The 19,581-nt window shown below is 34.3% G+C and carries 17 protein-coding genes and 1 pseudogene; 9 read left to right on the forward strand and 9 right to left on the reverse strand.

The annotated features are described in order from the left end of the window. Positions 1 to 96 precede the first annotated feature (96 nt). Complete coding sequence (locus GFS03_RS05820; protein WP_153422931.1) at positions 97 to 1,128, forward strand: DEAD/DEAH box helicase; 1,032 nt, start codon at positions 97 to 99, stop codon at positions 1,126 to 1,128. A 37-nt stretch (positions 1,129 to 1,165) separates the two neighbouring features. Further along, positions 1,166 to 2,836: a thermopsin family protease gene (locus GFS03_RS05825; RefSeq protein ID WP_153422932.1), complete on the forward strand. Its 1,671-nt coding sequence runs from the start codon at positions 1,166 to 1,168 to the stop codon at positions 2,834 to 2,836. Between the two features lie 2 nt (positions 2,837 to 2,838). Here the strand turns inward: GFS03_RS05825 and GFS03_RS05830 are convergent. Then, positions 2,839 to 3,710, reverse strand: a pseudogene (locus tag GFS03_RS05830) (metal-dependent hydrolase). Positions 3,711 to 4,217: 507 nt separating this feature from the next. Here GFS03_RS05830 and GFS03_RS05835 point away from each other — a divergent pair. The 3 genes from GFS03_RS05835 to GFS03_RS05845 are packed head-to-tail and all read left to right on the forward strand — an operon-like array spanning position 4,218 to position 8,291. Next, positions 4,218 to 5,501, forward strand: coding sequence for an MFS transporter (locus tag GFS03_RS05835; RefSeq protein WP_153422933.1), 1,284 nt, complete (start codon positions 4,218 to 4,220; stop codon positions 5,499 to 5,501). An 8-nt stretch (positions 5,502 to 5,509) separates the two neighbouring features. Beyond that, on the forward strand, positions 5,510 to 6,736 hold the full coding sequence (locus GFS03_RS05840) for a metal-dependent hydrolase family protein (protein WP_153422934.1): 1,227 nt from the start codon (positions 5,510 to 5,512) through the stop codon (positions 6,734 to 6,736). A gap of 58 nt (positions 6,737 to 6,794) precedes the next feature. Beyond that, positions 6,795 to 8,291, forward strand: a complete 1,497-nt coding sequence (locus GFS03_RS05845; protein WP_153422935.1) for an acyl-CoA synthetase — start codon at positions 6,795 to 6,797, stop codon at positions 8,289 to 8,291. Positions 8,292 to 8,295: 4 nt separating this feature from the next. Here GFS03_RS05845 and GFS03_RS05850 read toward each other — a convergent pair whose 3' ends face one another. Next, positions 8,296 to 9,777 carry an NCS1 family nucleobase:cation symporter-1 gene (locus GFS03_RS05850; protein ID WP_153422936.1) on the reverse strand — a complete coding sequence of 494 codons (1,482 nt, stop codon included), beginning with the start codon at positions 9,775 to 9,777 and terminating at the stop codon, positions 8,296 to 8,298. A gap of 395 nt (positions 9,778 to 10,172) precedes the next feature. Here GFS03_RS05850 and GFS03_RS05855 point away from each other — a divergent pair, with 395 nt between their 5' ends. Further along, entirely contained in the window at positions 10,173 to 12,023 is a 1,851-nt protein-coding gene (locus GFS03_RS05855) for an APC family permease (RefSeq protein WP_153422937.1), read from the forward strand. Positions 12,024 to 12,333: 310 nt separating this feature from the next. Then, the gene (locus tag GFS03_RS05860) at positions 12,334 to 13,593 is read left to right on the forward strand and encodes a Glu/Leu/Phe/Val family dehydrogenase (protein WP_153422938.1); all 1,260 of its coding nucleotides are present in this window, start codon (positions 12,334 to 12,336) and stop codon (positions 13,591 to 13,593) included. A gap of 28 nt (positions 13,594 to 13,621) precedes the next feature. On the opposite strand, the gene GFS03_RS05865 is transcribed toward GFS03_RS05860, so the two are convergent. Together GFS03_RS05865 and GFS03_RS05870 are read right to left on the reverse strand one after the other, a co-directional pair. Beyond that, on the reverse strand, positions 13,622 to 13,924 hold the full coding sequence (locus tag GFS03_RS05865; protein WP_153422939.1) for a DUF4898 domain-containing protein: 303 nt from the start codon (positions 13,922 to 13,924) through the stop codon (positions 13,622 to 13,624). A gap of 118 nt (positions 13,925 to 14,042) precedes the next feature. Then, positions 14,043 to 15,461 carry an MFS transporter gene (locus GFS03_RS05870; protein ID WP_153422940.1) on the reverse strand — a complete coding sequence of 473 codons (1,419 nt, stop codon included), beginning with the start codon at positions 15,459 to 15,461 and terminating at the stop codon, positions 14,043 to 14,045. 218 nt (positions 15,462 to 15,679) lie between these two features. On the opposite strand from GFS03_RS05870, the gene GFS03_RS05875 reads away from it, so the two are divergent. Then, entirely contained in the window at positions 15,680 to 16,030 is a 351-nt protein-coding gene (locus GFS03_RS05875; protein ID WP_153422941.1) for a DUF4898 domain-containing protein, read from the forward strand. A 9-nt stretch (positions 16,031 to 16,039) separates the two neighbouring features. Here GFS03_RS05875 and GFS03_RS05880 read toward each other — a convergent pair whose 3' ends face one another. Beyond that, positions 16,040 to 16,534 (reverse strand): hypothetical protein, encoded by a 495-nt coding sequence (locus GFS03_RS05880; RefSeq protein ID WP_153422942.1) that lies wholly within the window; start codon positions 16,532 to 16,534, stop codon positions 16,040 to 16,042. Positions 16,535 to 16,599: 65 nt separating this feature from the next. Between GFS03_RS05880 and GFS03_RS05885 the strand changes: the two genes are divergently transcribed. Further along, positions 16,600 to 17,007 (forward strand): hemerythrin, encoded by a 408-nt coding sequence (locus GFS03_RS05885; RefSeq protein ID WP_181443783.1) that lies wholly within the window; start codon positions 16,600 to 16,602, stop codon positions 17,005 to 17,007. On the opposite strand, the gene tfs4 is transcribed toward GFS03_RS05885, so the two are convergent. The 4 genes from tfs4 to GFS03_RS05905 form a co-directional block, all read right to left on the reverse strand. Further along, positions 17,004 to 17,282, reverse strand: a complete 279-nt coding sequence (gene tfs4, locus GFS03_RS05890; protein WP_153422944.1) for a transcription factor S4 — start codon at positions 17,280 to 17,282, stop codon at positions 17,004 to 17,006. The genes GFS03_RS05885 and tfs4 overlap by 4 nt on opposite strands. 17 nt (positions 17,283 to 17,299) lie before the next feature. Further along, a complete protein-coding gene (locus tag GFS03_RS05895) occupies positions 17,300 to 18,073 on the reverse strand; it encodes a DODA-type extradiol aromatic ring-opening family dioxygenase (RefSeq protein WP_153424560.1) in 774 nt (257 codons plus the stop codon). Positions 18,074 to 18,491: 418 nt separating this feature from the next. Continuing rightward, positions 18,492 to 18,905, reverse strand: coding sequence for a type II toxin-antitoxin system VapC family toxin (locus GFS03_RS05900; RefSeq protein WP_153422945.1), 414 nt, complete (start codon positions 18,903 to 18,905; stop codon positions 18,492 to 18,494). After that, positions 18,892 to 19,128, reverse strand: coding sequence for an antitoxin (locus GFS03_RS05905; RefSeq protein WP_181443785.1), 237 nt, complete (start codon positions 19,126 to 19,128; stop codon positions 18,892 to 18,894). The genes GFS03_RS05900 and GFS03_RS05905 overlap by 14 nt, the downstream gene beginning before the upstream one ends. Positions 19,129 to 19,581: the final 453 nt, after the last annotated feature.

Raw genomic sequence — 19,581 nt, forward strand, 5'->3', positions numbered from 1 at the left:
AAATTTAAACTTACTTACAAAAGTAGTAAACGCATAAATTTTTTTATTGCTCGAATAAGCATAGCTTTATTAGACTAACACGAGCAGTTACCCATTATGTTTGAAAATTTAAGTGAAGAACTAAGAAAGGCTTTGAATGAAGCTGGCTACATTAAGCCTACCAAAGTTCAAGAAGCTGTAATTCCGGAATTGATGAACGGTAAGAGTGTAATAGTTCAAGCTAAAACAGGATCTGGTAAGACTGCAGCATATGTTATTCCAATTCTAGAACGAAATAGTTCGGCTTTAATTTTATCACCTACTAGGGAATTGGCAATACAAATTCTAGATGAGATAAGGAAACTAGGGAAATACAAACAAATTGACGTTAGCTTGGTAATAGGCGGAATGAGTTACGATGATCAAAGACAATCCAAGATAGTTGTTGGTACCCCAGGTAGGCTTTTGGATCTATGGAGTAAGGGTAAGATTGACTTCTCTGCTTACGATTTTGTTGTAGTTGACGAGGCGGATAGGATGCTAGACATGGGTTTTATAGATGATATTAGAATGATATTGAATCACTGTAATCCTAAAATCACGGGGTACTTCTCAGCTACAATACCAGATGAAATTATGACTCTTGCAAAAGAGTTCTCTAAGGACCTTAGAGAGATCGTATTAGATGAATATAAACCAGTGGAGGAGGTTAAACAGAAATTCGTGAAGGTTAGGAATGATTGGAGTGATAAAGTATCGAAATTATTGGAGGAAATAAATGGCGAGAAAATTCTAGTATTCACTAGGACTAGGGATAGGGCTAGGAAATTATTCTACTTATTAAAGGGGAGGGGAGTAAATGTGGGACTTTTAAGTGGTGATATGCCTCAGAGCGTTAGATTGAAGAACTTTTATGGATTTAAGAAAGGAAAGTACAACGTTCTAGTTGCAACTGATTTGGCTTCAAGAGGAATCGACATTATAGATGTTAACAAGGTAATAAACTTCGATATTCCAAGGGATGTGGAAACTTACATACATAGAGTAGGAAGGACTGGCAGAATGGGAAGAGTAGGCCAAGCAATAACGTTCTATACGTTCAGAGAAGCTGATATGATTAAAAGAATTAATAACTTGCTTGCAATTTAGGAAAACGTTTTTATTTTTGAACATTCATTTCCCTTATGTGATAAGGAATACAATATTAGCTCTCCTTTTGCTCTTTCCAACACCATTAATTGTAATCTCATTACCCACTGGAGTAGTAGCTTATAACGGTCCTATATACACGAATCAAGTATTAGGATATGCGAATGTGACATCTTTATTAGCTTATAATGCATCTGGGTCAAAACTTGGAGTTCCACCTTATGGCGCTTCGCTTCAATTGAACGTTATGCTACAAGTTAACACTAGTAGTGAAGAGTACTATTTCTGGTTACAAAATGTAGCCGATTTCATTACAAATGAAAGTAAGGTATTCTTTAGTAATAATATTTGGAACTCAACAACTCCTTTCGCTGGAATAAACAACGTAACTGGAAAAGGTGAAATATATCCTACCTTAGAACTTTTCTCTCATTCCTCGTATTACGCTTATGGCACTTATTATACTAATTACAATTTTCCCTTTTCGTTTTACCTTATAATAAATGAGAGCTATGATACTCAAGGAGTATATGTTAGTTTCGGTTATGTTATTCTTCAGAATGGAAGTATAACTCCGCCTAATCCAATATTTTACGATACGGTTTTCATCCCTGTCAATAACTTAACTTCAGCCTCAATTATAATAGCCAATCAGACTACTCCTAGCGTAAATTTAGGTATTATAACATATTTAGGAGACTACTTAGATGCTGAATTGGTATGGGGAGGATTTGGAAATGGTGAATCTACGACCTTTTTAAACATGTCTTCTTTCCTAGCACTATTGTATATCAAAAACGGTAAATGGGTACCATTTTCGCAAGTATATAACTACGGGAGTGATACAGCGGAATCAACTAATAATTTACGTGTTACCATATACAAAAACGGTGATGCTTACGTCACAGTTGGTGAACAAGAACCAGGATTGTTGACTACTAATTTTGGCCCCTCAATTCCAGGTTTCTTATATTTAAATATTAGTAGTAAAGTACCATTTCTGATTAATAACGTCCTTTCACGTAATTTCTCTGGTTACGTTTCAGCCCCAATTAGTTTGGGCTTCTTTACGAATTATTCCATTAACTCATCATCCTTTGCAGTCCTTCATGGAAGCTATCCTAGCTTGATAGAACCCAATGTCAGTTGGTTCAAGATTATAAACATTATACCAAATTACACATATTACTACTTGGTGAAAGTAAACTCATCAATTCCAGTTATTGCTATTGTAAATGGCAAACAAGTTACCTTAAACAATACAAATTGGTTTGCTCAAGGTACTCAAATCAATATAATCAATTACACATATTATAATGGTAGCAATGAAAGATATATCATTTCATCAATTTTTCCATCCCAATCGTTTAACATTAGCTCACCTTTAAACGTAAACATAACCACGATAAAACAATATCGAGTTATAATAAACTCTAATGTACCGGTATATTTGAATGGCAAAAGGGTTAATGGAAGCGTATGGATTAACGCCAATACAGCTGTTAAAATAAATGCAAGCATTCCCTTTTATGAAGTGGGAAGGTTTATCGGAAATTATAACTTAACATCAGGTGGAACCTTAGTGGTGAATGAACCGATAGTTGAGACATTACAATTGTCCATAAATACTATGCTTTTATTAGAAATGACGGTGGCAATAGCAGTATTAGCCATTGTCATAGCGTTGATACTAAGAAAGAGAAGATAACGTTATAGTGTAACTTTTTTGAACCTTAGCCTTACGTGAATATATGCCAAAGATAACCCTATGAGCATTGAGACAATTATAAGCCCTAACGTATTTAGATTAATTATGGGCTTCATGGGCGAATATAGACTTATACCTTGAACTACAAGAAGAGATAGCCCTAAAGCCATTGTACCTATTATTACGTATTTCAATTTGTTATTTACCTTCTGAAATTGTAACCTTCTTCTCCATAATTCCCCTGTAAAGTAAAATATTATAATTCCAATTGTAATGAAGATGTATTTCACAAATATGGTATATAGAAATAACTCCCACCATTCAACAAGATGATGCAACTCATACAATTGAATAAAAATGAAGGAAGAGTAGAATATCATCCAATCAACTAATCTGCTATTTTTAAAGGGACCATAAATTCTGATCCAAGGCATCTTAATTACATCTTTTAATCCCGGATCTGCCGTCCTATTTATTATCCTTACTGGATCTTCAAGATACCACATTACCCCCTATTTTTCCTTATGTTACCATCATAGTCTAGTTCGTAATTCTTAACTAATCTACCAAAAGGGAAAAACAACTCTACACCCCTATCTGTAGGCGATGTAAGTAGATCTAAGGCTATATGAAGAAATATTCCTAGTCCTAAGTAAAAGTTAAAATAAGTTACTAACAGAGCGAAAAAGACGTTGTGGAATAGAGCCCTATGCAGTTGATATTTTGCAAATATTTTCCTCTTAGTGAACACATATTCCCTATCCAGATCAGGTATTGCCGCTCCGATCCCTACCAAAACAGCTAAGGTTATATCATTATGAAAGAAAATTAAGCCAAATGCTAAAGCTAGTGTTATGTGACTGTGTAAATTCATATTATGTTGTTACCTTTTGTTGTCATAATAAATTTTATGGCAACATGAAATCAATAAACCTCTTGGTTACATAATTTAAGCAATTAACTCAAAAATTTTGCTATATGAAAAATTGAATAGCTAAAAAGAGAAAAATTGATAGAGTTTATGAAACGTGAGAAGAAATAAATGGATTGTAGAATCTAAAAATATTGTTATTTTAAAAAGATATTTTTCTCTGCAAAATTTATCATAGATAGTTTCAGATTTCTAGAATTTATTATATTAAAGCTCGTCTTTGCACGGATACTACTATTTAACCAAAATAAGATTTGTAAAGTTTAATTAATGTTATTGAGAGAAGAGTTATCTCTTTAAGGTTATAGATTAAGTGAAAACTTTTAAATCCATTATTATCTTTAACTAGAACCATTTCAGTTATATTTAAAAAACTCTCTTCATCATAATAAATTGATGTTAAACTTTTAATGGAAAAAAATTTAAGACATTAAAAACAATTACCGAAATATGAAGGAAGAAACAAAAGTTTCAATCGCAGCTATGATAGGTATAGCATTCGAATTTTACGACTTTTTAATATTCGGTTTCGTAGCTAGTATTTTAGCCAGCCTATTCTTTCCATCTGGAAATAAAATAGTGTCACTTCTTGACACACTTGCAGTATTTGCTACGGGTTTTGCTGGTAGACCTCTAGGTGCAATAGTATTTGGTCATCTAGGTGATAAAATAGGAAGGAAATATACGTTAATAATCACAATGACATTAATGGGTTTATCGTCATTATTCACGGGTTTACTACCGAGTTACGCTGCAATAGGTATTTTAGCACCTGCATTGTTAACAATTTTGAGATTGCTCCAAGGATTTTCGCTGGGAGGTGAATTCGGAGGAGGAATTACTCTCTCAGCGGAATTTGCGGATCCTAGGAAAAGAGCTTTCTATACCGGAATTGCTCAAATGGCCCAAGGTTTAGGACCACTAATGGCTACTGGATTAATATTCATCTTCAGTAGTTTTATGCTACCTAATACTTTCGCATCTATAGGCTGGAGAATACTTTTCATAATTGGTGCATTTATAGCAGTAATAGGAGTCATTATAAGACTGAAAATTTCTGAATCACCAGTATTCAAAAAGGTTAAGGAGAAGAACGAGATTTCTCATTTTCCATTAGTTGATGCGTTCAGAATGTATTGGAAAAGAATACTGTTGGGTTTAGGGTTCATAATAGGTGGAACTACGATGACATATGCTACTAGTGTTTTTGCATCATCGTATCTAGAAACCGTAATAGGAGTACCTGCACGAGTTGTTTCATTAGCATTAACGATAGGATACATTGTCGAAACAATATCTATAATCTTGTTCGCAATGCTTGCTGATAAAATTGGGAGAAAGCCATTGATGGTAGCAACTGCAGCAGGCTTACTAATCCTTGTATATCCATATTTCTACCTAATCTCTACTGGCCAATTCGCACTAATATTGCTAGCTCAAATAATATATTCCGTGGTAGGTTCAATGTCAACTGGTGCATATGCAGCCGCATTAACAGAGTTATTCCCAACCAAAGTAAGGTATACAGCATTATCCTTTGATTACCATGTGGGAGTCGCAGTATTTGGAGGAACAACGCCATTTATTGCAAGCTACTTGATTTACGCTACTGGTTATAGATTAGCACCAGTATATTGGGGAATAGCTGGAATGATTGTGACGTTAATAGCGTATTTATTGTATAAAGAAACTAAAGGGACAACATTTGAGGGACAAGAAATAGTAAAAAGATAGTGATAACCATGGAACTAGCTATAAGAAACGGAATAGTTTTTAATGGAAAGGAATTAATAGGGAAAGTTAACATCTATATTAGAGAAGGAAAAATCGTAGAAGTGTCTAGAGAAGATCACAGTGCAAAAATGGAAATTGACGCTAAAGACATGTTCGTGATGCCGGGATTAATTGACGCTCATATTCATCTTTCTGGAATCAAAGGTGGTAGTCTATTAAAGATAATGTTTGAGAAACCGGAGTATAGAGTACTTCGCTCTAGTAAATGGCTAGAAAAATTATTGTTAGCAGGATTTACAACTGTCAGAGATTGTGGAGAAACAGTGTCTTTAGCCTTAAAGAGAGCTGTAAATGAAAGGATTATAAGCGGACCTAAGGTAATTGCTGCAGGGAAACCTATTACACAGACTTTTGGACATGGAGAATTGAGCCATGATGTACCGTTAGAGTTTTCAAAAACTATGAGCTTTTCAGAATTTTGCGATGGAGTGGAATCATGTATTCACGCAGCCAGGAAAGTTCTAAGAGATGGTGCTGATTTCATCAAAATATTTGCAACTGGTGGAGTATTATCACAGAGGGATAGACCAGAACACCCTCAGTTAAGTTATGAGGAAATTAGGGCGATAGTAAACGAAGCTGAAAAAGTAAATACTTACGTAGCAGCTCACGCTCATGGAGATAGAGGAGCAAGAATTGCAATAGAGGCTGGGATAAAAACGTTAGAACACGGTACTTTGCTTAAGGATGACACGTTGAAGTTAATGAGGGAGAAAAACGTAACGCTAACTCCGACATTGACTATTCAAGAGTTAATATACAAATACGGTAAACAGATAGGAGTTGATGAGTGGGGACTTCAAAAGATAGTCTCTGTAAGGGAAAGTGTCTCAGAAGTAGTTAGAAAAGCTAAAGAGTATGGGGTTACAATAATAAGTGGCACCGATTTAGGTTTTGAAACTGGAATAGAGGAGATTGATATTGGAAAGAATTGGATGGAGACGGTTTTACTAGTTGAGAGAGGAGGACTATCTCCAATAGAGGCTCTGAGAGCTTCGACCTATAACGCTGCTATGGCAATTGGAATTAACACTGGAAACATAGAGATTGGAAAAGACGCTGATATTATAATTATTAACGGCGATCCTACACAAAATATAAGGGATATCTCTAATGTTATACATGTAATTCAAAATGGGAAATTAGTAGTGGAGAATAAGTCGATTAAGAGTTAGTGTTTTTCCCTTTTCATTTTTTCCCAACATTTTTAAGTTTTAAATGTATAATTAATTTATGGTAAGTTATGAGGAGATTAGAAGAAGCTTCTCGTGGAGTGAGATAATTAATTATTTAGATAAAAGTCCATTAGACGTTTTAACTTCTCATGATGGTATAGCGGTTAAGAGGCTCTCTAATGAGATTATAGAGGAGATAAGCTTCAGGGATCTTAAAAGAAAGGCGTTAAGACTTGCCTTATATCTTAAGGAGTTTCATAACGCTAAGAAAGGAGACGTAATAGCAGTATTAGCTTCAAAGAAAATTCAACAAGTTATAGTACTTTTAGCAACTCTATCATTAGGAGCAATTTATCAGCCATTATTTACTGCATTCGGGCCCGAAGCAATTAGGATGAGGACTAGAGACGTGAAACCAAAAGTTATCTTTTGTCAAGACGATCAAAAGGATAAGGTAAATGATGCAATACCCTTTTCCAAGTTCGACGAATTATTAAGTTACGGTGAATTAAAAGAGATTGAAAAGATAAATTGGGATGACCCTATAATATTACTTTACACTTCTGGAACTACGGGAACACCTAAAGGAGCTCTAATCGCTAAGAGGTTATTACTTAACACTTATGTCTACATGAAGTATGGTATAGGTATTAGGGAGAATGACGTATTTTGGAATCCCGCAGATCCTGGATGGGCTTACGGATTGTATTATGGTATAATAGGACCGCTAATGTTTGGAAAAGCCGTAATCTTTCTTGACGAACCATTTAACCCTGAAAGAACAATGGAGTTCCTAGAAGAAAATAAGGTCACCAATTTTGCCTTTGCACCTACTGCGTATAGAATGATAGCCGGAACGGTTAAGAGGAAATACGGTTTAGTACTAGAAAGAGCTAGTTCTGCCGGTGAGCCACTTAACCCAGAAATTATAAAGTGGTTTATGGATAAGTATAATGTTAGTATTAAAGACCATTATGGACAAACTGAGGTTGGAATGGTGGTTTATAATGGCTGGGGATATGAGGCCAACCTAAAGGTAGGAAGTATGGGACTGCCTGCTCCTGGTTATGAAGTAGATGTATTAGAAGATATTATAGCTGTCAAGAGAGATTCTCCAGGTTTCCACTTCTTAGGATATTTAAATAATCCAGAGAAGACTAAGGAGTCATTTAGGGGAGATTGGTACTTGACTGGTGACAATGCGTATAAGGATGAAGAAGGATATTTCTGGTTTATTGGAAGGAAGGATGATGTGGTTAAGGTATCCGGTTACAGAGTAGGTCCATTTGAAGTTGAGAGCATTTTATTAGAATTTCCCGCAGTATTAGAATCTGCTGTTGTTGCTGATGAAGATCCGATACGAGGACATATATTGCACGCTTATATTGTTCTTAAAAGTGGATATAGTCCAACTGAGGAACTAAAGAAGGAGATTATCTATTTTGTAAACACTAAATACTCTAAGCATGTGCATCTAGAAAAGGTTGACTTTGTTGATAAATTACCAAAGACTGAGAGTGGTAAAATACAAAGATATCTACTTAAAAGAAAATAAAAAATTAAGGCTCTAATTTCTCCTGCTCCCTTCTTCTTTCTAATCCTAAATATATAGCTAGGCTTAAAAATAGTCCCAAGTACCAGCCATAATCATATAGCAAGGATAGTTTAGGAATTAGAAATCCTATTACTGGTATAGAGAACCCTATTATCATTGCAATTATTGCATTAATGTTATAACCTGACATGTACCAATATATTCCATCTGGCTTAAATAGATCTGCAAGTTTAATTTCAGTTTTCCTTAGAATCCAGTAGTGAGCAATCATGACTCCTGCAACAGAACCTAGACCAGCACCAATCAAATTTATCACGTTTTCTATACTTGAAGCGTTATTATACCATAGCCATGGTGCGTAAAGCAAACCTAAGATAGCCGATATAAGGGCTGATTTAGACCAAGTATTGAGCTTCTTTGGGAATAGGCTTATCAAGTCGTAAACGGGTGAGACGATATTAGCTGCAACATTAACTGAAATTGTTGCAATAACGAGACTAATTCCTAAGATAAGCGTTATGTAAGAATCGTTAGTAAAGAGATACATTATATTTACTGGGTTCACATAATTAATTGCCTCACTACTTGGAATATGGTAAATGTAAATCACTGCGGATGCTAGACCAACTGCTATAAGGCTGAAAAGCAACGTAAGGATAGGTAGACCAATAGTTTGCCCTATTAGTTGGTCCTTCTGACTTCTTGAAAATCTAGTAAAGTCTGGAATGTTTAGAACTAGGGTTGCCCAAAAGCCGGCCATTGTGGATACTGCTAAGGCTATGTTGGGCAATGAAACGTCACTACCCTTTATTTGAAAGAGTGGTGATATACCATTTGAAAGAGTAATCACGTGAATCATTAAACCTCCTAAGATTACTATTACCAAGGGACCAGCAATTAGTTCAAATTTCTTTATCTCATCCATTCCCTTAAACAAGACTAGCACGTTAAGGAACCAGAAGAGAAAGAACGAAATTGCAAGATGAAGTGGCATTCCTAAGAAGTTAGCCGAGATCGTTGACCATGAGGGGTAAAAGATTGAGATGAGTGCATCCAATATTAGGCCACCCGCATAGGTCTCAACAGAGAACCAAAATAACGCTGAAATTGCCCTCATTATTACCGGTATTCTTGCACCCTTTATTCCAAACATAGGTCTAATTGATGAGGGAAATGGAATCCCCCATTTTGTACCTATATGGCCGTTTAGATAGAGTGCTATTAGCAAGGTAAAGTAAGCTACCGCTATAATCATTAAGGCTATTAGTGGACCGAATTCAAACGTTAGTAAACCAGCAAGCATAAATGCGGGAACATTGTGTATCATTCCAGCCCATATGGTAGTATAGTTGATCCATGTCCATGTTTTTGCGTTTTTAGGGAGTGGTGCTATGTTTGGATTATAGTAATTATCTGGTACTATAGCCTTTCCTTGTCTATATTCTGTCAAGTCCAAATTAACCTGGTTTGTTTCTTGTTCCGACATCTTTCACTATTGCTAAAAAGCGGTATATAAATTAAACTGATTAAAAGGGGAAGTATTTTTAATCTAATTATGAGTTAGGAAATACCAAAAGTTTTCAATATTGTCAAATTATATTTCTCTAATTTAATAGAGTTGATGTAACTAGATAAGATGAGAAAAAGGCTTATACAATATTATATATCTATTATCTATTGGGTGTGTTTTTTGACATATAATAATTCTGAGAAAAAATTGAGAATTCATCCTAGTTCATCTCTTCTTAGGTTGCCAGTTTAGTAAGAGTACTATCACGTATTTTCGAATTACGAAATCATTTCCTATTAAGTTGTACAATTAACGTATACTTCTTTAGATGTTACTTTAAAAAGACCTATCTTACTTCGTAAACAAATTGTATGACAAGCATAAGTAACTCAGATAAATTGTTAAGGAAAGAGTTAAGTCTCTTGGATCTTACCTTTTTATCTTTAAGTGCAATGATAGGTTCAGGTTGGTTATTAGCTTCCTTAAGCGTTGCTTCAATAGCTGGACTATCTGGAGTCTTATCTTGGGTAATAGCTGGGATAATGGTAATGTTTATAGGGTTAGCTTATGCAGAACTCGGAAGTTCAATACCTAAAACTGGTGGAATAGTTAGATATCCAGTTTATTCCCACGGAAGTTACACCGGATTTGTTATAGCATTCCTTTACCTACTCTCCGCAATCTCTACACCTTCTATAGAAGCTTTAGCAACAATCGAATACTTGACAAGTGTGAATCCTACTTTGAGTCATTTGCTTACTATTTCAGAAGTCGTTAATAATACGCCAGTTACTATATTAACGCCTTTAGGACTATTGCTTTCAACTCTTCTACTATTTATCTATTTTTTAGTGAATTATTATGGTATAAAGGTCTTAGGGAAAACGAATTCTGCTATAACAGTTTGGAAATTGATCATACCGGTCGTTACATTTATATTACTATTTTTTGCTTTTAAATCAAGTAATTTTATAAATTATGGAGGAATATTCCCTAAAAGTGTTGCATCGAATTATATTGGCCCAGTCGGTATGCTATATGCAATACCCTCTGCTGGGATAATTTACTCGTATTTAGGATTTAGACAACCCATAGAGTATTCTGGAGAAGCTAAGGACCCCGAAAAGACCGTATGGAAAGCCATAATTCTCTCAATAGTAATTGCCATATTAATTTACACTTTCCTACAAATAGCTTTTATAGGCGCAATAAATTGGGTATCTGCTGGAATAACCCCCGGCAATTGGTCAGCGCTATTGAGCAGTAAGTGGGCTAATAGTCCATTCTACAGTGAGTTAGAAGCTGAGGGTCTCGCCTTGGCTGGAGCTTGGGGATATGTACTTTTAATAGATGCAATTATATCTCCCAGTGGAACTGGATTAGTTTATACTGGGACATCAGCTAGGACCCTTTATGGTTTATCAGCAGAGGAATATTTCCCGTCAATATTCAAGAAATTAAATAGTTATAGAATACCTATATGGTCCTTAATAGTATCTTTAATAGCCAGTATCGTTTTCTTGCTTCCATTTCCAAGTTGGTATTTATTAGTAGGATTCAACTCCTCAGCTACTGTACTTACGTATATCATGGGCGGTATAGGTTTACAGACGTTGAGAAAAACAGCCCCGGATTTAAAGAGAGGAATTAAGATACCTTTTGCAAGCATTATAGCACCGATTGCTACAATAGTTTCCTTGCTGATAGTTTATTGGTCAGGATTTACAACATTGTTTTATATAGTCTCTGCTTTATTTATTGGAATTCCAATCTTCTGGATGAATTATGCAGTGAAAATGCTAGGAATAAAGAAATGGCTTGGCATTAGCTTAGGATTATCACAGTTAGTTGCAAACATCATATTGTCAATAATAGGATATTATGAGCTAATTTTAGATAACGATTACCCTATACTATACTTTGCATTGTTTACATTGATAGCATTAATTCCCGTAATAATTGCTTATCTAACTGTAAACTCTAATGGAAAAGAACATTTGAAGAGTGGATTTTGGCTTATGGGCTTGATTCTTGCTATTTACATTATCAGTTATCTTAGTGAATTTGGACCATTAGGCAACTCTGCGCTTATAACATTTCCTTACGATATTATAATAATTTCAACTATAGGTATAATATTTCATTATATAGCAGTTTTGAGCGGTTTTAGAACTAGAGAAATAGAGGAAATTATTGAGGATCAGAAAGAGAAAGGAGATTAATTGAAAAAATGTTACTGTGAATCCTAATGAAAACTTTTTAGTAGAGGAACTATGCCTTACTTTAGCTCGAAAAATCCTACTAAAATAATGAAAAGTAGAAACTGTTTATTGTAATGGCTGTAAGCTTCAAAACAGTTTCTAAAAAATCAATAATAACTAAAAATCTTTTATTACATTTTGATAGCATATCAATTAATAAATTCCCTTTTTATATCGTTTTGACTTTTTCACCTAAAGAAAATTGTGAGTAAAGTAAATTTTAAGGCTATGCTGGAAAAAATTTTTATTCTTAAAAAACGATATTATAACGATGGAAGAAGTTCTTAGTTCGAGTCTCTATACTCAACAAGTCAAAAAGTTATATAAAGTCGGAGAATTATTGGGTCTGGATAACGAAACTTTAGAGACTCTTTCTCAACCCGAAAGGATAATTCAAGTTAAGATACAAATTAGGGGATCAGACGGCAAGTTAAAGACGTTTATAGGTTGGAGAAGTCAGCATAATTCTGCACTAGGCCCCTATAAGGGTGGAGTTAGGTACCATCCTAATGTTACGCAAGATGAAGTGGAAGCGTTATCCATGATAATGACGTGGAAAAACTCATTGCTATTATTACCATATGGAGGAGGAAAAGGCGGAATTAGAGTTGACCCTAAAAAGTTAACTAGGGAAGAGCTAGAACAATTATCGAGAAAGTATATTCAAGCTATTTATAAATATTTAGGTAGTGAATTAGATATCCCAGCCCCAGATGTGAACACAGATTCGCAAACCATGGCTTGGTTCCTAGACGAGTATATAAAGATAACCGGAAAAGTTGATTTCGCAGTATTTACAGGGAAGCCGGTGGAGTTAGGCGGAATAGGTGTAAGACTATACAGTACTGGACTTGGAGTTGCTACCATAGCTAAAGAAGCTGCAAGTAAGTTTATAGGAGGTATTGAAGAGGCTAGAGTAATAATTCAAGGATATGGAAATGTTGGCTATTATGCTGCCAAATTCCTAAGTGAAATGGGAGCTAAAATAGTTGGAATTAGTGACTCTAAAGGCGGAGTAATTAATGAGAAAGGAATAGATGTTGGAAAGGCTATGGAAATAAAGGAGAAAACTGGAAGCGTTATAAACTACCCCGAGGGAAGAAAAGTAACAAATGAAGAATTGCTAATATCGGACTGTGATATATTAATACCTGCAGCGCTTGAAAACGTTATAAATAAGTTTAATGCTCCTAAGGTTAAGGCTAAGCTAATTGTAGAAGGTGCAAATGGTCCATTGACTGCAGACGCTGACGAGATAATGAGGCAGAGAGGTATAGTTGTTGTTCCGGATATACTTGCTAATGCTGGTGGGGTTGTTGGGAGTTATGTGGAGTGGGCTAATAATAAAATGGGAGAGATAATAAGTGATGAAGAAGCTAAGAAGCTTATAGTTAACAGGATGAACAATGCGTTTAATACACTGTACGATTATCATCAAAAGAAGTTAGAAGATCAGGATCTAAGAACTGCTGCTATGGCGCTAGCTGTAGATAGAGTAGTAAGAGCCATGAAAGCTAGAGGTCTATTATAAGCACTTTTTTCCTTCCTTTTTATTTCACTCAATCATAACCTATTATAAACATTTTATCCTTAAGCTTATAGGAATAAAGAATTGTAAGATTAAAATTGCTTCTCGACATAGATATAAGCTCATCTTTTACCTCTTCATTTTTCATATTATGTGGAACTATTACTACATAATACTTAGCAGTAGGTACAAAAGTCTTGAAAAATTTCTGGGCGTCAACTATCAAATCTGGACTAAAGTGCTTTATAAACTTCATATTTCCACTTCTACTTATCATTTGAATTAGGCCGTCCTCGATATGTTGAGATAATTCGTTAATTGGTACAGTAGACATTATTTCTACAAATTTTTTTCCATATTAATAAGTATTTATGTATCGTACCTCATAGGAAGTATATAGGATTTGTATAAATTGTACTGTAGTACTTAAATAGAAAAAATAAGTGGAAATTTCACGCATGCTGTCCTGCCTTAATTACGTAATTCCTAGTGAATAGAGCAACAATAAGATTTAGGAACATTATACCGACTGCAGCAGTGTACATGTAATGAAAGGCAGAATAAGAGGGTACTTGAGCTACTGGTATAAACTGATTATTATAATCGTATATTATCCACGTAGTGTAAGTGTCCATAAATACTGTTGAAATTACCGGGCCAATTGAACTTCCGATAGTTCTTATTAAAGTGTTCATACCTATTCCTATTCCCCTTTGTTCCTCTGGTAAAGATACTGCAACCATGTTAACTAGTGGAATCATAATATTGACTAACCCTACCGCTGTTATCATAACATCTAATACAACTTCATACACGGTATATCTAAAAGTGTCTAATAATAAGTAACCAACAATGCTAATTAGAGAACCTACGATAAGTAATGGCTTAGGTCCAGTGTTGTTAATTAATCTTCCAACTATTGGTCCAACAATCATCATCACTAACGCTACCGGTGCCATTAAGATCCCAGACTCTATTATTGATAAGCCTAGTCCATAAGGCTTAGGCAGTTGAAGATAGTAAACTAGTCCCGTAAACATAAGAAACATTCCAGCTCCAGATATTAGCCCAGCTATATTTGCGACCATTATATTTCTTATTCCAAATAAATCAAGTCTCATTAAAGGTTCATTTGTTCTTCTCTCTACCCATAAAAATATGGGAAATGCTATTACTGAAATTACAACTAATAATAACTGACTAATTGAAGTCCAGCCAACACTAGGACCATTAGATAAATATACTAATAATGGAACCACTGTTAACATAAGGAACGTAGCACCCAAATAATCTATCTTCTCCTTAGTCTTCTCGGGTATTTCGACTATGTACTTTGCGGAAACTATTACCAAAATTATCGATAGTACAAATGCAGTGTGAAAGGCATAAGGCCATCCCAGATCTTGAACTATATAGGAACCAATTAGTAGTCCTAAAGCTGGGCCAGCTGCGAGCGTTGCACTTAAAATACCTTGAGCCCAAGCTACCCTCTCTTTAGGAAATAGATCAGTTATAATCGCTATAGCAAGAGGAAACGTCGCATAGCCTAGCCCTTGAATCGCTCTAGCGAAAATTAAAAAGTAGATGTTTGTTGAGAACCCAGCTAATAATACGGCTAGCGAATAAAAGCCAATTGACAAGAGGTAAACTTTCTTCTTTCCATACCTATCACCTAGTTTTCCAAAAAGCGGTGATGCAATTGCACCGACTATAAGGTAAGCTGATGTAACCCAAGCAACAGTCGTTGCTGTAGTAGAGAATTGATCTTCAATTTTCGGCAAAGCAGGTATGACCATAGTCTCTACGTAATTTACTAAAGTTAGCATAAGAGTAAGAGTAATTAATGTGCGCATGATACTTTTTGAATCCATGGAGTAAAGGACACCATAAAGGCAAATAAATTTTTCGATATATCTTTTTCAATAGACGTCAAAAAAATAGCTTACAAAATTGCGGAAAGATAACCTTTAGAGAGTTTAAGAAACTAGATAGAAATCTCCCAGTAAGAAATAGTTTAGTCGTAAGTCTCCATTATTACTAGAAACAACTAAAGGAGTTAAATTAATATATAACTTAGAATCAATTATACATGATGAAACAATTAAGTGTTAAAGAACTTGATTACTATCTTGACGATGACTTATTAAAGCTATTAAATAAAGAAGATATAAGATACATATACCTTATAAACGTAAAAATTATATCGAACTTTGAAAAATTCTTTACCACGTTCATTCCTGATAGTATAAAATATTTCGTGGTAGTATCTCCTGATTTACCGATTAAGATAATTAAGGAGAGTTTAGCTAGAGCTAAAGACGCCTTAGAAGTCTCTTGCTATATCTCATCAAAGTTACTCCAGAAATCGATGATAGTAATAGGATTACAATCGGTAAGTAAGAAAGAAGAAGTAAAAGAACCTTCCGGTTCCCTTGCATAATATTACCTCTTATTTTCTCTTTTTCCTATTTTGCAAAAGTGTATATAAGCCTAGTGAAAATATTGCAACTAACACCATTACAATAACCCCATTATTATAAAAAGTGTTTAAGGTTAATGATGACGAATAGGTAGTTATCAACGAGATATTTGTGAGGTTATTACCAAAATTGCCATTATCGTTAGATTGTGTGGAGTTTATTGTAATGTTTGCGTAATAGATTCCATTATAAATTATTGAGAAAGCGGTGTTAATAAGATAATAAGGTACTATTATTTCAGAGAAATTCGTTAAGTTCCTTATTTCTAATATTCCCTTAATTGTTTGAGGTTCTATTGTAAAATTCTTTACACTTATTAAAAATTTTATACCAATCGTGGAGTTCTCAACATCTTGAACTATCGGGAAATTCTGATTTACGTTAACGTATATTATGTAATTGCCCAACATGAACGTTTTCGAAATTACTGCAATTGCTAGTATTAGAAGCAATAAAAGTCTCATTATTACTTCTACAATTTACTCCCCTTAATATAAGTTTTTTTAATCTCCCAAGATTAATGAAAATTGTGGATATAATAGAACTTCTTAAATTCGAACATGCTATATTTAGGATAAGATTCTATTTTTTAGAAAAAATTGACGATCCTTGGCAAGAATTGGAAGCAGTACATAACTTTATAGTTAATGTCCACGCTAAGATGGAGGACCTATATGTCTTCAAAGATATACCAGAAGCTAAACCTTACTCTAACGACCATAAACTAATTGAGAAGTATGGAGACTCAATAATAAAAGAGAAGAGAAAAGAATGGCTACCTAGGTATGTAAAGATAGTATTAGATCACAATATGAATGAGGAGAAATATATATTTCCTAAGGTAAAGGAGAAAAAAGGTTTAGCCTTGGATATAATTGAACAATATGGTTTTGAAAATTACCAAAAGATGACTGGTATAGATATAAGAGATTTCTAAATGTTATAAACAAAATTACACGCCATGCACCTATACAATCTTTTCCTTTTATTAAGTAATATTGCTCTTACCGAACCACATCTAGGACACAGTGATATAGCAACTCTACCCTCTAAGGTCTCCCCATCAGCGATTATAGTCTTATCATTTTCATGAGAGATATTCTCCTTTAGTATCACTTTTTCTACATCATGATCAGAGTATTTACACCTACTGCAGACCATTTTGTTACCTTTTACCTTCATCAAGGAACCACATTTAGGGCAAAAACGCATATCTAAAAATGAGTCTTTTAATCATAAAAGCTTGCAGCTAGCATACTAACTCCAGGCCAAGGTGTGTCATATCCTAAAATCTCAGCCTTCTTAGGTTTAACAAACCCTAAGAGCATGTATAGAGTATTTAGATTTCCTTCAGGCATGGCAGATTGATACTCCTTAGGATATAGTTCGCCAATTTTCAATATTTTATCAAACTCGCCTGATTTTATCAGATCCATTAGTATTATATCAAACTTTGTAGGTTTAGGAGTTATCTTGAAGTAGAATAGGTCTAGTCTGTGAGTTGGTGAACCAGTAGCTAGGAATAATACTTTCCTTCCCAGTTTCCTTACCGCGTTTCTAATCTTTTCACCTACAGCATAGTGTGATTCTGGGCTATTGTCAGTAATGGATATTGTTACTACTTTTGGCTTATACTCCGGAAACATGAATAAAAGGGGGATCCACGCACCATGATCTAAACCCCATCTGTTATCCTCTTTTATGATTCCATCGGAACCCTTTACGATTTCGTTTACTAGTTCTACATCATTATATGCCTCATAACAATACTTGTAGGTCTCTTCTGGGAAACCGTAATAGTCTTGTATACACTCTAATTTCTCACTGTTTTCTATATAATAATCCCCAGTCCATGATATGAAATGAGGACTAGATACGATTATTGTATCTGGCTTATATTTTTCAATGACACTCTTTCCTATATTTCTGAGTAGATCCTTCCACTTGTTTTCCTCAATAAGGATAGTAGGAGAACCATGAGATATAAATAATCCAATTGTCATCATAAAATCCTCTCTCTAAGTTAAAATAAAAAACTAAGTTAACTTATGGTAACTGCTACTGGATCTTTTTATCTTCATATATGCTTGTTTCTCTTATTCTATTTTTCCAATTTTTACACGAATATTTATAAATTTTGCTATATATTCTTGTGAGGCCGTTAGTTTTCATATCTCCAGTCTTAAGGGATGTGGATAACAATTTCATGCATTTGAAAATTAGTTTAAATTCCTCCTAATCACTCTAGTCAAACGCTTTAATTCTAACGAAACTCTAGAAAAAGATCAAGAATCGCCAAATCTTGTCTTGTGAAAATCTAAATCATATGTTAAGTTGAAAACAAACTGAGACTTAATTTAATTTGAAATTCATACTTTTTCATTGGTAGCTATATAGTGGTATTTGTTAGAAAATCTTTAATCAAGGAAAGACAAAATATTTTGAAATCTCTGGAAAATTTCTAACTCCCCTTAATAGTTTTTCATCTGCAGTTAATATTACGTCTCCTACTTTCTTTGCCAAAGCTATTAATGAAGCGTCATAAGTTGTTAAGCTATACTTTAAGCTAATGTCATAGGCAGTCCTAGTTAATTCCTTTCCATTCACTACAATACATAGATCAACAAAAGATAAAGCTCTAATTAATATCTCATCCCCTTTCTCTTTACTTAGTTCATTCCTCACTATCCTTTTACGAATTACGTTAGGGAATTCATAAAATATTAGATCAAGAAAGTAACATTCCTCAACTTTTTCAATTTCTCTCCTTATAAAATCGGTCATTTTCTCTGGAAAATAAATTGCAAACAGAGCAGAAGTATCAATGATAGCCATCTCTATCTTCTCTTACAAGTTCTGCCGAGGGCGAGTAATGTCCATGAGATTTTAAGAGTTCCTCTCTAATCACGTCTGCCTCTCTTAATTCTCTCCTCATTTTTTCCTTCCTCACGATCTCCTCTAAATACTTTCTAACTAGCTCCGGGTAATCTATTCCTAACTCTTCTAACTCCTTCTTTAACCTCTCGTCAACTCTTATTGATATAACAGTAGTAGTCATTATGTTTTCTTCTCTTGTAAACATTTAAAGTTTACTCACTAGTATTGACATAAAGAGATATGCTTATTATTCTACATATCTTCTTCTTTTTGTGAGTATTGACAAAAATTTCATGCATTTGAAAATTAGTTTAAATTCCTCCTAATCACTCTAGTCAAACGCTTTAATTCTAACGAAACTCTAGAAAAAGATCAAGAATCGCCAAATCTTGTCTTGTGAAAATCTAAATCATATGTTAAGTTGAAAACAAACTGGAAACTTTATATGATTTATACTACATTAGCAAAATTATTATCCACACTCAAACTCCAGCACAATTTATATATTTCTAGCATAAACCTATTTCGAATATAAGTCCACATCATCTGGTTATGTACTTGATATACCGATCTCCTCCCCACTCTAAAGAGTCGTTGTTCTTTTGCCAATATAGACTTCACAGCTAGCTCGATA

This window comes from Sulfolobus sp. E5-1-F (assembly GCF_009601705.1).
Lineage (GTDB): Archaea > Thermoproteota > Thermoprotei_A > Sulfolobales > Sulfolobaceae > Saccharolobus.

Coding starts and splice junctions, on each gene's coding strand:
- GFS03_RS05895 (WP_153424560.1), bottom strand. CDS start 18,073: ATGACAATTGGATTATTTATATCTCATGGTTCTCCTACTATCCTTATT.
- GFS03_RS05880 (WP_153422942.1), bottom strand. CDS start 16,534: ATGAGACTTTTATTGCTTCTAATACTAGCAATTGCAGTAATTTCGAAA.
- GFS03_RS05845 (WP_153422935.1), top strand. CDS start 6,795: ATGGTAAGTTATGAGGAGATTAGAAGAAGCTTCTCGTGGAGTGAGATA.
- GFS03_RS05870 (WP_153422940.1), bottom strand. CDS start 15,461: ATGGATTCAAAAAGTATCATGCGCACATTAATTACTCTTACTCTTATG.
- GFS03_RS05855 (WP_153422937.1), top strand. CDS start 10,173: ATGACAAGCATAAGTAACTCAGATAAATTGTTAAGGAAAGAGTTAAGT.
- GFS03_RS05850 (WP_153422936.1), bottom strand. CDS start 9,777: ATGTCGGAACAAGAAACAAACCAGGTTAATTTGGACTTGACAGAATAT.
- GFS03_RS05905 (WP_181443785.1), bottom strand. CDS start 19,128: ATGACTACTACTGTTATATCAATAAGAGTTGACGAGAGGTTAAAGAAG.
- GFS03_RS05875 (WP_153422941.1), top strand. CDS start 15,680: ATGATGAAACAATTAAGTGTTAAAGAACTTGATTACTATCTTGACGAT.
- GFS03_RS05840 (WP_153422934.1), top strand. CDS start 5,510: ATGGAACTAGCTATAAGAAACGGAATAGTTTTTAATGGAAAGGAATTA.
- GFS03_RS05835 (WP_153422933.1), top strand. CDS start 4,218: ATGAAGGAAGAAACAAAAGTTTCAATCGCAGCTATGATAGGTATAGCA.
- GFS03_RS05900 (WP_153422945.1), bottom strand. CDS start 18,905: ATGGCTATCATTGATACTTCTGCTCTGTTTGCAATTTATTTTCCAGAG.
- GFS03_RS05820 (WP_153422931.1), top strand. CDS start 97: ATGTTTGAAAATTTAAGTGAAGAACTAAGAAAGGCTTTGAATGAAGCT.
- tfs4 (WP_153422944.1), bottom strand. CDS start 17,282: ATGCGTTTTTGCCCTAAATGTGGTTCCTTGATGAAGGTAAAAGGTAAC.
- GFS03_RS05865 (WP_153422939.1), bottom strand. CDS start 13,924: ATGTCTACTGTACCAATTAACGAATTATCTCAACATATCGAGGACGGC.
- GFS03_RS05860 (WP_153422938.1), top strand. CDS start 12,334: ATGGAAGAAGTTCTTAGTTCGAGTCTCTATACTCAACAAGTCAAAAAG.